This window comes from Mycobacterium sp. 1245801.1 (assembly GCF_001673055.1).
GTDB lineage: Bacteria > Actinomycetota > Actinomycetes > Mycobacteriales > Mycobacteriaceae > Mycobacterium > Mycobacterium europaeum_A.
This window is the reverse complement of sequence record NZ_LZKY01000265.1, coordinates 1-13,221: the sequence shown is the minus strand read 5'-3', so window position 1 is coordinate 13,221 and position 13,221 is coordinate 1. Positions and strand designations below refer to the sequence as shown.

Here is a 13,221-nt window from a genome sequence, read left to right as displayed (position 1 = left end):
CATCTCCTGCACGCGTTCGTCGTCGGCCTGTCCGGTCTTCTCCGCAAGGGCCACGTAGTCGACCGGAATCGCGTTGCCGCCCTCGCTGCCACCGCCGCTGGCGAACTCGGACCCCTGCCCCACCGCTCGGCGCTCGTGGTAGAGCTGCCGCGAGGCCACCGCCCAGCCGCCGTTAACCTCGCCGACGACGGCGTCGTCTCCCACGTCGACACCGTCGAGGAACTCCTCGCAGAATTCGCTGGAACCGCTGAGCATCGTGATGTGCCGCAACGTGATTCCCGGATGCGCGATGGGCACCAGGAACATCGTCAGGCCCTCGTGCTTGGGCACCTCCCAATTGGTGCGGGCCAGACACAGGCCGTAATCGGCGGCGAACGCACTCGTGCTCCAGGTCTTGGCGCCGTTGATGATCCAACGATCGCCGCGGCGCTCGGCGCGGGTGAGGACGCCGGCCAGATCCGATCCGCCGCTGGGTTCGCTCAACAACTGCACCAGCACCTCCTCGCCGCGCAGCGCGGCGGCGATGTGCTGCTTCTTCTGGTCTTCACTGCCGGTGTCGAGCAGCGTGGCGCAGCAGATGGTGAACGTCGGGGTGTTGAGGATCAACGGCATCTCGTAGTCGAGGGATTCGACGTCGAAGGCCTTTTGGTATTCGTAGTCCAGCCCGAGGCCGCCGTACTCGCGGGGGAAGCAGATCCCGGCGAACCCGCCGTCGTACAACCGCTTTTGCAGTTCCCGGGCCCGCAACCACGACCGTTCGTCGTCACGCAGCGCGGCCGGTGGGGCCTCGCGGTCGATGGCGGGCATGTTGGCCGCAAGCCATGCCCTGGCCCGGGCGGCGAACTGCGCAACAGACTCGGTTGATGTCATCTCGTCTTCATCATTTCGCCGAACGACCCGCCTTCTCGAACTCGTACACGCGCAGATTGTGTTCCTCCGGCGTGCCGAACATGCTGCGGTACAACGTGATTCGACGCAGGTACAGGTGCAGGTCGTGTTCCCAGGTGACACCGATGCCACCGTGCATCTGCACACAGGCCTGGACGATCTGGCCCGCCATCTCTCCCACGTAGGACTTGGCGATGCTGGCCGACAGGTTCGCTTGCGGCGCGCGGGCCGCCACGTCGGCGACCGCCGCCGAGGTGGTGGCGCGACAGGCTTCCAGCCAGAGCTTCATGTCGGCGAACTTGTGTTTGAGGGCCTGGTAGGACGCCAGCGGACGACCGAACGTGTGCCGGTCCAGTGCCCACTGCACGGTGAAGTCGAACACCGTCTGCAGAGCGCCGACCACCTCGGCGCATTGCAGCACCTGAGCGATCTGGCTCTGTCGCTCGACGAGCACCGCCGCCTCGTCGGCGGTGCCGACGGCCGCGGAGTGCGGCACCACGACCCCGTCGAAGTGCACACGGGCGTATTGCTTGACCAGATCGACCGACTGCTGGGGTTCGATCCGGACGCCAGGGGCGCCCGTCGGGACCAGGAACTGACGGATCTGCGCGCCGCTGCGCGCCACCACGAGCAGCACCGCACTCTGGGCGCCCGCCTCGACGCGGTCCTTGCTGCCGTCGATGCGGTAACCGGAGTCGGTCTCGGTGGCCGTCACCGAGGGATTCAGCGGTGCCCAACCCTGCCCCGGCTCACACACCGCCCACGACGCCACGGTTTCACCGGAGACCAGCGCCTCGATGGTGTCGGCGTGCTCGCCGGAATTTGCGCACTCGACAAGGCCGGCGAGCACGGTGCTGACCGGATACAGCGGCCCTGGCGCCACCGTCTTCCCGAGTTGTTCGGCGACCGTGGCCAGGTCGGCGAAGCCGTTCCCCGACACGCTTCCGCCGCCCAACTCCTCCGGGACCAACAGCGCGGTCCAGCCGAGCTCCGCGGCGCGCCGCCACCATGCGGGGTCGAACGAGGTGCCCTCGGCGTGCAGCTCCCGCACCCGGCGCAGCGGCGCTTCCTTGTCCAAAAAGGCCTGGGTGGTCGAGGTGAAAAGAATCTTTTCCGGAGAGTCGAGGGTCGTCATGGTGCCGAGGGGATCCTTCTTGACATTCGATCGCTGCGGCTGCAACGGAAACGGTTTGAGTGTTTGATCATCCGCCCGATCGGTCCTCGGTTGGCTGGCGTTTCTGATGTTAGCAACGCGCAATACGGTAAGAGATACCGGAGCTCAGTCGGTAAAAATGGGGACGGGCACGCCCTCCGGTGAGTCCGCCTCGTCGCCCGGCATCACCGGGGCGCGGCTGCGCTACATGGCGAACACGCGGCGCAGGGCCTGCGCATGCAGCGCCCGATTCTCCTGGGAAACAATCCAATCCGGCACCATCGAGTCGAAGCCGTTGAAGGTCGCGGCGATCACATGCAATTCGGTATGGACGTATGCGTGCAACAGCCGGTTGGCGTAGTCGATGGCCTCGTCGCGACAGGGATCGATCTCGGAGCAGCTGACGAACGTCGGCGGCAGGCCTTCGAGGTTGGCGCGGTGCGCCGGCACGTGCTGACCGTTGGCGCTGGCGTGGCCGAGGTAGTGGTTCCACGCCCGGCTCACCGCCGGACCGTTGAGGCCGGGGGTCCGCTGGAATTCCCGACGTGAGGGCGTGGCGTCGGAATCGAGCATCGGCTGGTGCAGGATCTGCATCAGAATCGCCGGACCTTCCTGGTCGAACATGCGCTGGGTCAGTCCCGCGACCAGCGCCGCACCGGCGTCGCGGCCCATTACCGCGATGCGGGCGGCGTCGGCATCCAGCTCCGCGCTGTTGTCGACCGCGTAGCGCAAGGCCGCTTCGACGTCGTCGAGCGCCGCCGGGCACGGATGTTCCGGCGCGAGCCGGTAGTCGACCGAAACAACCAGGCAGCCGCCGTCACGGGCGAGCTCCACGCAGTGCGCGTGGTCGGTCTCCAGGTTTCCGGTGACGAACCCGCCGCCGTGGGCGTAGATCACCACCGGCGCGGCGGATTCGGTGTGGCCGCGATACAACCGCAGCTCCAGTTGCTGACCGTCCGGGCCGGCGATGGATCGGGAGTCGATGGACACGCCGGTGGTGTCTGCCGACGCGGCGCGCTGGGTGGCCAGCAGGTTGGCGTGTTCACGCTCGGCCGGAAGCGTCTCGGCGCGGAATTCGAAGGCACCCAACGCCACGGCGGCGTCGCGCAGCACCGGATCGATGCGAGTGAGGCCGTGTGGCCGGGCCAGATTCGTCTGTGTCATGTCCACTCATTTTTCGGGCTCGTCGGGCGGGCTCATCGGCGGTTTCGGAAGGTAGGCCTTACCGGAAACCATCTTCAAGGTAGACCCGCGTTTTCGGGGGTCGACACACGCGGTGCTCGTCGCGGGGGAACGTGCCAGGCGTCGCATTGCGACGGAAAGCGTCCGAGCCATTGGGCTACGTTGCTATCTATACTATGATAGCTATTTTCCGCTCGGTTCCACCCGCCGTGGACTTCGCGGGCACTCGCTTTTGGTCCGCGTGAACGGCCTTATCGGTTGTCTCAGGAGGAGCGCTGATGACGCTCAGCACTGGCCCGAACGGTCAGCCCGTCGTACCTGCATTGGATTTCACCGGCGAAACCAGCCCCTATCCCTTCTTTGAGCACATGCGCCACACCGACCCGGTATGGCACGGTTCCCTGGGCGATAACAGCCAGTTGCCAGAAGAGCTGCGGCCCAACGACGAATGGGTCCTGTTCGGTTACGACGGTGTCTCGCAAGCTTTTCGCGACGACCGCGTCTTCACTTCGGCCGCGTACGACAAGACGATCGGGCTGGTGATGGGACACACCATCCTGGCGATGGGCGGCAGGGAACACCACGACCACCGCAACCTGGTGGCCAAAGCGTTCCGCGCGACGGCGCTGGAGCGCTGGGAGCCGAAGGTCATCGGGCCGGTCTGCGACCAACTCGTCGACGAAATCAAGAACGACGGTCACGCCGATCTGGTGAAGGCGGTGACCTTCGAATTTCCCACCAGAATCATCTCGACGCTGCTCGGGCTGCCCGCCGAGGATCTCGACCTGTTCCGGCGTCTGTCCCTCGACCTGATCTCGATCCCCACCGACATCGTGGCGGGATTGAACGCCGCCACCGAGCTCTACGACTACTTCCTCAAACAAGTCGAACAGCGCCGGCGCAAGCTGACCGATGACATCATCGGCGACCTGGTTGCCGCCGAGATCGACGGGGAAAAGCTCACCGACGAGGCCATCATCGCCTTCTTGCGGTTGTTGTTGCCGGCCGGCTTGGAGACCACCTATCGCTCGTCGGGCAATCTGTTGTACCTGTTACTCATCCATCCCGAACAGCTGGCCATGGTGTATCAGGATCGGTCGCTGATACCGATGGCGATCGAGGAAGGCCTGCGGTACGAGACGCCCCTGACCATGGTCATGCGGACCACGACCGAAGAGGTCGAAATCGGCGGCAAGACAATCCCGGCCGAGGCGCAGATCGACATGTGTATGGGTTCGGCCAATCGCGACGAGAGCCGCTGGACCGATCCGAACACCTTCGACATTCGCCGGCCGCGCCAGTCCCACATCGCCTTCGCCGGCGGTATCCACATGTGCCTCGGCATGCACCTGGCCCGGCTGGAAACGCGCGTCATGCTGAACAGCCTGTTCGACCGCGTCGAACGGCTGGCGTTCGTGCCCGACGACGGAACCGGCGAGGAATCCAGGATCGTCGGGCTCACCTTCCGGTCGCCGAACAAGCTTCCGGTCACGTTCGCCCCCGCCACATGAGAAGCTGCGCGGCGATCCTGCACGACGTCGGCGGGCCGTGGTCCGTCGAGGAATTCGAGCTCGATCCCCCCAAGGCCGGCGAGGTCCTGGTACAGATGGCAGCCGCCGGCCTGTGCCATTCCGACGACCACATCCTCAAGGGCGACATGTCGGCGCCCAATGAGGTGATGCGATCCATGGGGCTGCCGACCATGTTCCCGACGATCGGCGGTCACGAGGGATCTGGCATCGTGCGTGAGGTCGGCCCCGGCGTCACCGACTTCGCGCCGGGTGATCACGTGGTGATGTCGTTCGTCGCCGTGTGCGGCCAATGCCGTTGGTGCGCCAGCGGAATCGAATACCTCTGCGATGTCGGCATCGGCACCATGATCCCGGGGATGCCGACCGACGGCACCTTCCGCCACCACACCGCCGACGGCCGCAGCCTCGGCCACATCGCCAAGATCGGCGCATTTGCCGAACACACTGTGGTGTCGACGAATTCACTGGTGAAGATCGAGCAACACCTGCCGCTGACGTCGAGCGCGCTGCTGTCCTGTGCCATCCCAACCGGTTACGGCTCCGTCGCCAACCGGTCGAACATGCGCGCCGGGGACACCGTCGCGGTGATCGGTGTCGGCGGGATCGGGACGGGCGCGATCCAGGGCGCCCGGATCAACGGCGCCGCCCAGATCGTGGCCGTCGACCCGGTGGACTTCAAGCAGAAATCGGCGCTGCAGTTCGGCGCCACGCACACCGCGGCGACGATCGACGAGGCGCTGGACCTGGTGCGCGGTCTGACCTACGGAGTGATGGCCGACGCGGTGGTGGTCTCGCCGTCGCTGATCACTCCGGCAGACGTACGCGACGCGGTGAAGCTCACCCGCAAGGGGGGCACCTGCGTGCTCACCGGCATGACCTCGCAGTTGACCCGGTCGGTCAAGATCGACCTGCAGGACTTCATCCTGATGAACAAGACGTTGGCGGGCACCATATTCGGCTCGTGCAACCCCAAGGCGGACATCTCCAGGCTGGCCAAACTTTATGAGACGGGCCAGCTCCAGCTCGACGAGATGATCACCAAGCGCTATCGCCTCGACGAGGTCAACGACGCCTACGACGATTTGCTCAACGGCAGAATCGTGCGGGGCATCATCGATTTCGGGATCTGCTGAACCACGCCGGCTATATCTTGATCGCGGGAATCAGCCTGCTGAGATTCCAGAGCCGGTCTCTGCGCGCCGACAGGCACGAGATCGCCAGTGCGACAGCCGTTATCCCGGCCAGCACCGTGATCGCCTGCCATAGCCGGGCGTCGACACCACCGAGTATCAGCTGCCGGAGTCCGTTGACGCCGTAGGTCATCGGGTCGAAGCGGTGCAGGATCTGGAACGGCCGCGAAGTGGTCTCCACGGGGTACAAGCCGCCCGCGCTGACGAGCTGCAACATGAGCAGGGCCATGATCAGCACCCGGCCCACCGCCGGACCAACCAGCGCATTGATGGCTTGCGTGGCGGCCACGAACGCGGCGGAAATCAGCATCATGAACCCCAGCATGGCCGCCGGGTGCACCGCGTGCACACCGAGAGCGAACCGGACCACGCAGTAGAGAATGGCGGCCTGGAATACCGCGATCGCGGCGGCGGGCAGGTAGCTGGCGAGCACCACGCGGATCGCGAGCACCTCCGCGGCGATCGCGCGAGTCTGCAAGGGCCGCAGCACCATCCACAGCACCAAGGCGCCGAAGAACAGCGCGAGCGTCAGGAAGAACGGAGCCATCCCGGTGCCGAAGTTGGGCGCGGCGTTCTCATGTGAAGCCTCGAGTTGCACCGGACCGCCGATGGTGTCGGCGACCGCATCCTTTTGCTGGCTTGTCCAGTTGGGTACCTGCTTGGCCCCCTCAGCGAGTTTGGTCGCCAGCTCGGCCGATCCCGCTTTGAGCTGGCGCGCGCCGTCGTCGAGCTTGCCGATGCCGCCGGCCAATTCGGCGTTACCGGTAGCGACTTGCTGGGCCCCGTCGCGCAGTTGGGTGAGCTTGTTCGTCAACTCCTGTCCCTTACCGCCGACCTGGTCGAGAGCCGACGCGAGCGGACTGCCCGGGTTGCGCAATCCGGATGTCATGGCGATCGCCGCGTTCTGCGCATCGGTGAGCTGCTGGCGGATCTGGGGCGTGAACTGGTGGCCCCGCAGCTGATCCTGGATGCCGCGCAGGTTGTTCGCCAGCGGATCCTGTCGGGCGGAGAGCTGATCGATCACCGATGACAGCGAGCTCGCGGCGGCGTCCTGCGCCGCGGCGATGGTGCCGAGCTGATCGTTGGCCTGCGCAAGCGCGGTGGCACCCTGTTGCAATTGCTGCGTGCTGCCACCGATTTGGGACACCGCCTTGGTCACCGCGAGCAGCGGGTCGGTGGCCTGGTTGATTCCGTCTGACAGTTGCTTGGCACCGGCGGCAAGCGTCGCCGAGCCGGACCGCGCGCTGTCCAGGCCGGCCACCAGCTGACCGGCACCGTCATCGAGTCGGGCCGCCCCGTCCGCGGCCTGCTTGATACCCGATCCCGACGAAACCACCACCGACAACATCTGATTGACGGCCTGTCCCGAGATCCGGCTGGATACGGCGTTGAGTACCTGGCCGATGGCGGTACGGCCGATACTCGTCGAGATGTAGTTGTTGGCGTCGTTGTAGACGGCGATCAGGTTGGCCTTCTTCGGTTGCCCGGTCACCGGCGACGCGATCGCCGCGCTGAAGTCCGGCGGCAGCTCGACCATGAAGTAGTACTTACCGTGGTCGACTCCGTTGCGCGCCTCGGCTAAGTCCACGACGTGCCAGTCCAGGCCGCCGTCCGCGGTCAGGCTCTTGGCGATCTCCGCGCCGGCGTTGAACTGCTGCCCGGACACGACGGCGCCACGGTCGGAGTTGACCAGCGCCACCGGCATCTTGTTGGTGTGGCCGAACGGATCCCAGAACGCCCAGAGGTACAGCGCCCCGTACACCAGCGGTAACAGCATCAGTACGACGATGGCCACGCGCGTCAATCGGCTACGGCCGAAGCGTTTGATCTCTGAGCCAAAGGCGAGTCCAGCCAGCATCTTTCAGCCCTCTCCGGTCAGGATGCGGTGATCGTGTAGTTCGTGGTCGGGTGCGTCCGTGCCGAGCGGGTTGGTCACCCCGACGACGACGGTGCGCTGTCTCGCGATCACGCCGAGCCGGTCGGCGGCGATCGTTCGCCGGGAATTGTCCCGAACCTGTTCGAGGTCGCCGACCACCAGGATCGGACGGTTCGACAGCAACGCCAGCGTGATTCGCAGCAAGAACAGTTCGAGGTCTGACAGTTCGACGATGTAGGTGTCGTTCGACGGCGGGGCCATCTCGCCGAAGACCTCGGTGAGCTCGGCCGGACCCGATTGCAGCGGCACCGATGAATACCACGGCGCCAGCCACCGGCGCTGCTCGGCGAGCACTGTCCCCACGGTCACCGAATCCTCCAGGTCATCGATGTCATCGAAGGCCGCGATGGAGCACTGCCGGCGAATCGCGCGCGGGGTTGTCTCGCCGAGGACGGTGAGCGTGCCGTGGCTCGGCTTGAAACGCCCCGCGAGTGTCAGCAGCAGGGTAGTCTGCCCGTGCCCGCCGGGCATCTGGATCGCGTGAAAACCCGGCGTCAGGGTCAGGTCGACCCCCGAGAACAACGGCCCGTGCTCACCGTCGACCCCCAATCCGGTGGCGGTGATGACCGGTGCGATGTCGTCCGGTTCGTCCTTGGCATCCATGGTGTGGCTTTCCCTAATACCCTTTAAACCGGAATCGATTCCAGCAGTGCGGTGATCAATTGCGCGAGCAGATCGGGGTTGATGGTTCCCGGACGCAACACCTCTTCCATCGCGACCCCCAGGTTGATCGTGACGACGAGCTGGGCTACGTCGGTCAGTCGCCGGTCGCCCGGCACGGTGTCGGTCGATTCGACGATGTGCAGTGCCTGGTCGGCCGCGGCGCGGCGGCGCCCGATCAGGCGTTCCCGTAACTGTGGATCGCGCTGGGCGCGCAACCAGTACTCGACGAGCAGTACGTAGTAGTCGGAATGTTCGCGGACCGAGTCGAGCACCGATCGGCTCACCTCTCGCGCGGCCGCGGCACGGTCGCCGTCGCTGCGGCCCAGCGCAATCGCGATCTGCTCGCCGCGCAGCTCGAACTCGCGGTCGAGCAGGGCCAGGAACAGCTCGTCCTTGGATTCGAAATTCGAATACACCGCACCCTTGGTGAAGCCCGCGGCTTGGCCGATGGCGTCGATGGTGGCACCGGCGAACCCTTCGGCGGCGAAAACCTTCGACGCCGCGTCCAGGATCCGGTCGCGAACCTCACCCCGGGTGGGGCGGCTGCGAAGCGGCTTGACAGGTGACATGTGCAGCAGCATACCGTTCGGTATCGGTTAGATACTACGGAGTATCGAAGATCACCCCGACGGAGCCGTCAGCCGACCCTGAACGCGGTGCGCTCCCACAGTTCGGCGGCCAATCGCGGGTCCTCTGCCAGACGGCTGGTGTTGGCGACCTTGCGCTTGGCGTAGTACGCGCCGGGTGTCCACTCAGAACCGGGCGTGCTCGACGCCAGCCGCACCAACTGGTCGGCGCCCTGGTCCGGGGTCGAGATGAACAGCGCCGCCGGGGTGTACCGCTGCATGAAGACCAGGAATCGCGAACCCGACGCGACACCGATGTTGGAGTTGACGTTGCCGGGATGCACGCTCGCGACGGAAAGTCCGCCGGCATGGTAGCGCCGGTGTAATTCCTTGGTGAACAACATGATTGCCAACTTCGACAACGCGTAGGCGGCGGCCGGCCGACGGCTGGCGGTGTTCTCGAGGTCGTCGACGGTGGCCCGGAAAATCAGCTTGTGCGACGAGCTGGTGGTGTTGACGATCGTGGCGTGCGACTGCAGCAGCACATCCAGCAATTGGGTGGTCAGCAGGAACGGCGCCAGGTAGTTGACCTGATAGGTGCGTTCGTAACCGTCGGCGGTCAGCTCGATCTTGCTGGCCATCCTGCCCGCATTGTTGAGCAACACGTCGATGCGCGGGTATTGCGAACGAATCTTTTCCGCCAGCGCCCGCACCTGGGACAGGTCGGCGTAATCGACGACGAAGTAGTCCGCGTCCAATTCGGCGGCCACCGCGGCGGTCTTGGTTGGGGAGCGGCCCACCACGACGATCTGGTCGCCGGTGCGGCTGAGGCGACGGGCCGCGGCTGCGCCGATGCCGTCGCTGGCGCCGGTGATGACAATCGTCCTGCGCGTCATTGCGAGACCTCCACACCGGAGTGTATCGAGGACCCCGACGCAACGGTGCGCCCGCGCTCAGGTCAGCGAGTAGCGCACCGGAAGGTGTTTGAGGCCGCCCACGAAGGTGGTGGCGACCAATTCCGGATCACCGGTCAGTTCAATGGATTCCAGGCGGGGCAGCAACTCGGAGAAGAAACTGTTGACCTCCATGCGGGCCAGCGCCGCACCCATGCAGAAGTGCACACCGTAACCGAAGGCAAGGTGCTTGTTGGGGTCGCGACCGACGTCGAAGCGGAACGGATCGCTGAAGACGTCCTCGTCACGATTGGCCGAAACATAGGACAGCAGCACCGAATCGCCCGCGGCGATGGGCACTCCCCGCACGGTGGTGTCTTTGGCGGCGGTCCGCATGAATTCCTTGACCGGTGTCACCCAGCGGATCATCTCCTCGGTGGCCAGCGGCATCAGGTCCAGGTTGTTGCGCAGGCGCCGGCATTGATCGGGGTTCTCGATAAGGGCGTGCAGCCCACCGGAAATGGTCGCGCTGGTGGTGTCGTGGCCCGCGGTGGCCACGATCAGGTAGTAGGACACCGTGTCGATGTCCGACAACGGTTCGCCGTCGACCCGGGCATTCGCGATCGCCGACGCCAGGTCCTCGGTCGGGTGCTCACGACGAGACGCCGTCACCCCGTTGAAGTACTGGAACATGTCGAACAGCGCCGGCAGCTGATCCTCGTTGGTGCTCCCGCGTTTGAATTCGGAGTCGTCACTGCCGAACAACTCCTGGGTCAGCTTGAGCATCCGCGGAAAATCGGCCTCGGGCAGCCCCAGCAGCGACATGATGACGTAGAGCGGGTAGTTGACCGCGACCTCCTGCACGAAGTCGCATTCTGGGCCGACCGCCATCATCTTGTCGACATAGGTCTTGGCCAGTTCGTCCACCCGAACCTTCAACGCCCGCATCGCCTTTGGGCGAAACCAGTCGGAGCCGATCGCGCGCACCACCCGGTGCTGCGGGTCGTCCAGGTGAATCAGCGTCCGCACCCCGGCGGCCGCCTGCATCTCGTCACCTTCGGCGGTGGTCAGCACCGGCCGGGGCCAGTTGGTGAAGAGCATGTTTTCGCGTTCGATATCCATGATGTCGGCGTGTTTGGTGATCGCCCAGAACGGCCGGTAATTCGGGACCTCTACCCACGACACCGGGGCGTTGGCGCGCAAGTGCGTCAGCGCGGCATGCAGCTGCCGCTCGTCGGTGTACGCCAACGGGTCCGCCAAGAGCTTCGCGGCCTCGTCCATCGTCGTTGCACTCACTGGTGAGACTCCTCGATTTGGGACGCCTGGTCGACCTCCCGACGAGCGGCGTCAGACATTCGGGTAACTTTACAGTAAGCAATCCAGTATGTGACCCTGCAACGTGGCGATCGCAAGCGCGGCGTAGCCGGGCGCGGCGGGTCGCCACCAAAGGACTGGTCGCGCGACGAATCTCCGTGAGGTAGGACATAGGAATGGCGAAAGCCCAGGATTGGGGAGAAACGCTCAAGGATCTCGAGCGGCGCCGCCGGCAGGCGTGGGACATGGGCGGGCCGGAGCGGCTGGACAAGCATCGCGGCAAGGGCAAGCTCGACGCCCGTGCGCGCATCGACTACCTGCTCGACCCGGGCACGTTCCGCGAGCTGGGCACCCTGGTCGGCGGCGAGATCGCGGCCGACGGCCTGGTTGTCGGCTCCGGGGAGATCAACGGCTCACCGGTGATGCTGGGGGCCGAGGACTTCACCACCATGGCGGGCAGCATCGGCCCCGGTGGCAACTCGAAGCGCTACCGCATCGCCGAACTGGCGGTCCGGGACAAGATTCCGCTGGTGATGCTGCTCGAGGGGGCCGGCTTCCGGCCCACCGGCGGCCATTACGGCCGGACCCCCACCGACCTGCTGGCCCAGGCGCAATGCTCGGGCCGAGTCCCGACCGTCGCCGCCGTACTCGGCCCCTCGGCCGGGCACGGCGCACTGGTGGCGCCGGTCTGCGACTTCCGGATCATGAGCAGGCAGGGAGCGATCTTTACCGCCGGACCGCCTGTCGTCAAAGAGTCCACCGGAGAAGAGATTTCGAAGGAGGACCTCGGTGGACCGACCGTCGCCCTGCCGAGCGGCGTGATCCACAATGTCGCCGAGGACGACGAGGCCGTCCTCGACGACGTCCGCCGCTATCTGTCCTACTTCCCGCCGAGCGCATGGTCCTATCCGCCGCCGCTGCCCGCCGACGAGGCCGCCGAGCCGCGGCAGACGCCGGAGTTGCTCGACATCGTGTCTCGGGACAACCGCCGCGTCTACGACATGCGCGCCGTACTCGACGTCATCTTCGACAGCCCAGACTGGTTCGAGGTGCAGCCGCAGTACGGCAAGGCGATCATCTGCGGGCTGGCCCACCTCGGCGGTCACCCGGTTGCGGTTGTGGCCAACCAGCCTCAGGTGCTGGCGGGCTCCATCGACGCCGACGCCGCCGACAAGGCCGCGCACTTCATCATGGTGGCCGACTCGTTCCACCTGCCCATCGTCTTCCTCGCCGACAATCCCGGCATGCTGCCCGGCAGCCGCTCCGAGCGCAGCGGCGTGCTGCGTGCCGGCGCACGGATGTTCGCCGCGCAGACGGCCGCCACCACGTTGAAGCTGCATCTGACGCTGCGCAAGGCGTACGGGTTCGGGTCGATGGTCATGTCGCTGTTGGGCTTCGACCATCAGGTCGCGACCTTCGCCTATCCCGGGGCGACGATGGGCGCCATGAGCGCCGCGGCGCTCAGCCGCGCGTCACACGCCGGCGAGGACCTCTCGGCCAAGCTGCGCAACGCCGAGCTGGAGGCGTCCTTCCGGTCGGCCGAACACATGGGCTTCGACGAACTCATCGATCCCCGGGAGACGCGCGACGCGTTGCTCGCGTCCTTGAAGCGCGGCCTGTCCAGCAGGCAGGCCGCCGCCGAACCGGTCACCCGGACCGTCATCATGCCGTAAATTCCTCCGCCGAGCAGACGCAAAAGCACCTGATTTCGCCCGAAAATGGGCAATTTTAAGGGCTTTTGCGTCTGCTCGCGCTACCTGGCAGACCGGTAGGCCGCGACGATCGGCTCGAGCTCGTCGGGGGTGGCGCCGTGCATGATGACCGCGTCGGCCCCGTAGTCGAATTCCTTGCGGATGCGATCCACACACTGCTGCGCGGACCCGGTGGCCGAGGGCTCCAGCCAT

At 65.9% G+C, this 13,221-nt stretch carries 11 protein-coding genes and 1 pseudogene; 3 read left to right on the top strand and 9 right to left on the bottom strand.

Features of this window, described 5'->3' with window-relative positions; translation table 11 throughout:
* From A5622_RS17040 to A5622_RS17030, 3 genes are all read right to left on the bottom strand, one after another.
* The coding region (locus tag A5622_RS17040) for an acyl-CoA dehydrogenase family protein (RefSeq protein WP_066880171.1) at positions 1–870 on the bottom strand (870 nt) is incomplete at its 3' end.
* 10 nt (positions 871–880) lie between these two features.
* Positions 881–2,023 carry an acyl-CoA dehydrogenase family protein gene (locus A5622_RS17035; RefSeq protein WP_066880169.1) on the bottom strand — a complete coding sequence of 381 codons (1,143 nt, stop codon included), beginning with the start codon at positions 2,021–2,023 and terminating at the stop codon, positions 881–883.
* Positions 2,024–2,245: 222 nt separating this feature from the next.
* Entirely contained in the window at positions 2,246–3,205 is a 960-nt protein-coding gene (locus tag A5622_RS17030; RefSeq protein WP_066866601.1) for an alpha/beta hydrolase, read from the bottom strand.
* Positions 3,206–3,501: 296 nt separating this feature from the next.
* Here A5622_RS17030 and A5622_RS17025 point away from each other — a divergent pair, with 296 nt between their 5' ends.
* Both A5622_RS17025 and A5622_RS17020 read left to right on the top strand, forming a co-directional pair.
* The gene (locus tag A5622_RS17025; protein WP_066880167.1) at positions 3,502–4,734 is read left to right on the top strand and encodes a cytochrome P450; all 1,233 of its coding nucleotides are present in this window, start codon (positions 3,502–3,504) and stop codon (positions 4,732–4,734) included.
* A complete protein-coding gene (locus A5622_RS17020) occupies positions 4,731–5,888 on the top strand; it encodes a Zn-dependent alcohol dehydrogenase (protein WP_066880165.1) in 1,158 nt (385 codons plus the stop codon). The genes A5622_RS17025 and A5622_RS17020 overlap by 4 nt, the downstream gene beginning before the upstream one ends.
* 10 nt (positions 5,889–5,898) lie before the next feature.
* Here A5622_RS17020 and A5622_RS17015 read toward each other — a convergent pair whose 3' ends face one another.
* From A5622_RS17015 to A5622_RS16995, 5 genes are read right to left on the bottom strand one after another with little or no spacing between them, the layout of a single operon-like run.
* Positions 5,899–7,803, bottom strand: a complete 1,905-nt coding sequence (locus A5622_RS17015) for a YhgE/Pip domain-containing protein (RefSeq protein WP_066880161.1) — start codon at positions 7,801–7,803, stop codon at positions 5,899–5,901.
* A gap of 3 nt (positions 7,804–7,806) precedes the next feature.
* Positions 7,807–8,484 carry a hypothetical protein gene (locus tag A5622_RS17010; protein ID WP_066866593.1) on the bottom strand — a complete coding sequence of 226 codons (678 nt, stop codon included), beginning with the start codon at positions 8,482–8,484 and terminating at the stop codon, positions 7,807–7,809.
* 23 nt (positions 8,485–8,507) lie between these two features.
* Positions 8,508–9,125 carry a TetR/AcrR family transcriptional regulator gene (locus A5622_RS17005; protein WP_066880159.1) on the bottom strand — a complete coding sequence of 206 codons (618 nt, stop codon included), beginning with the start codon at positions 9,123–9,125 and terminating at the stop codon, positions 8,508–8,510.
* Between the two features lie 56 nt (positions 9,126–9,181).
* Positions 9,182–10,006, bottom strand: a complete 825-nt coding sequence (locus A5622_RS17000; RefSeq protein ID WP_066880157.1) for an SDR family NAD(P)-dependent oxidoreductase — start codon at positions 10,004–10,006, stop codon at positions 9,182–9,184.
* A 57-nt stretch (positions 10,007–10,063) separates the two neighbouring features.
* Positions 10,064–11,284: a cytochrome P450 gene (locus A5622_RS16995; protein WP_066880156.1), complete on the bottom strand. Its 1,221-nt coding sequence runs from the start codon at positions 11,282–11,284 to the stop codon at positions 10,064–10,066.
* Between the two features lie 209 nt (positions 11,285–11,493).
* On the opposite strand from A5622_RS16995, the gene A5622_RS16990 reads away from it, so the two are divergent.
* Positions 11,494–12,990, top strand: a complete 1,497-nt coding sequence (locus A5622_RS16990) for an acyl-CoA carboxylase subunit beta (RefSeq protein ID WP_066866588.1) — start codon at positions 11,494–11,496, stop codon at positions 12,988–12,990.
* 80 nt (positions 12,991–13,070) lie between these two features.
* Here the strand turns inward: A5622_RS16990 and A5622_RS29230 are convergent.
* A pseudogene (locus A5622_RS29230) lies at positions 13,071–13,221 on the bottom strand (TIGR03857 family LLM class F420-dependent oxidoreductase); the annotation flags it as partial.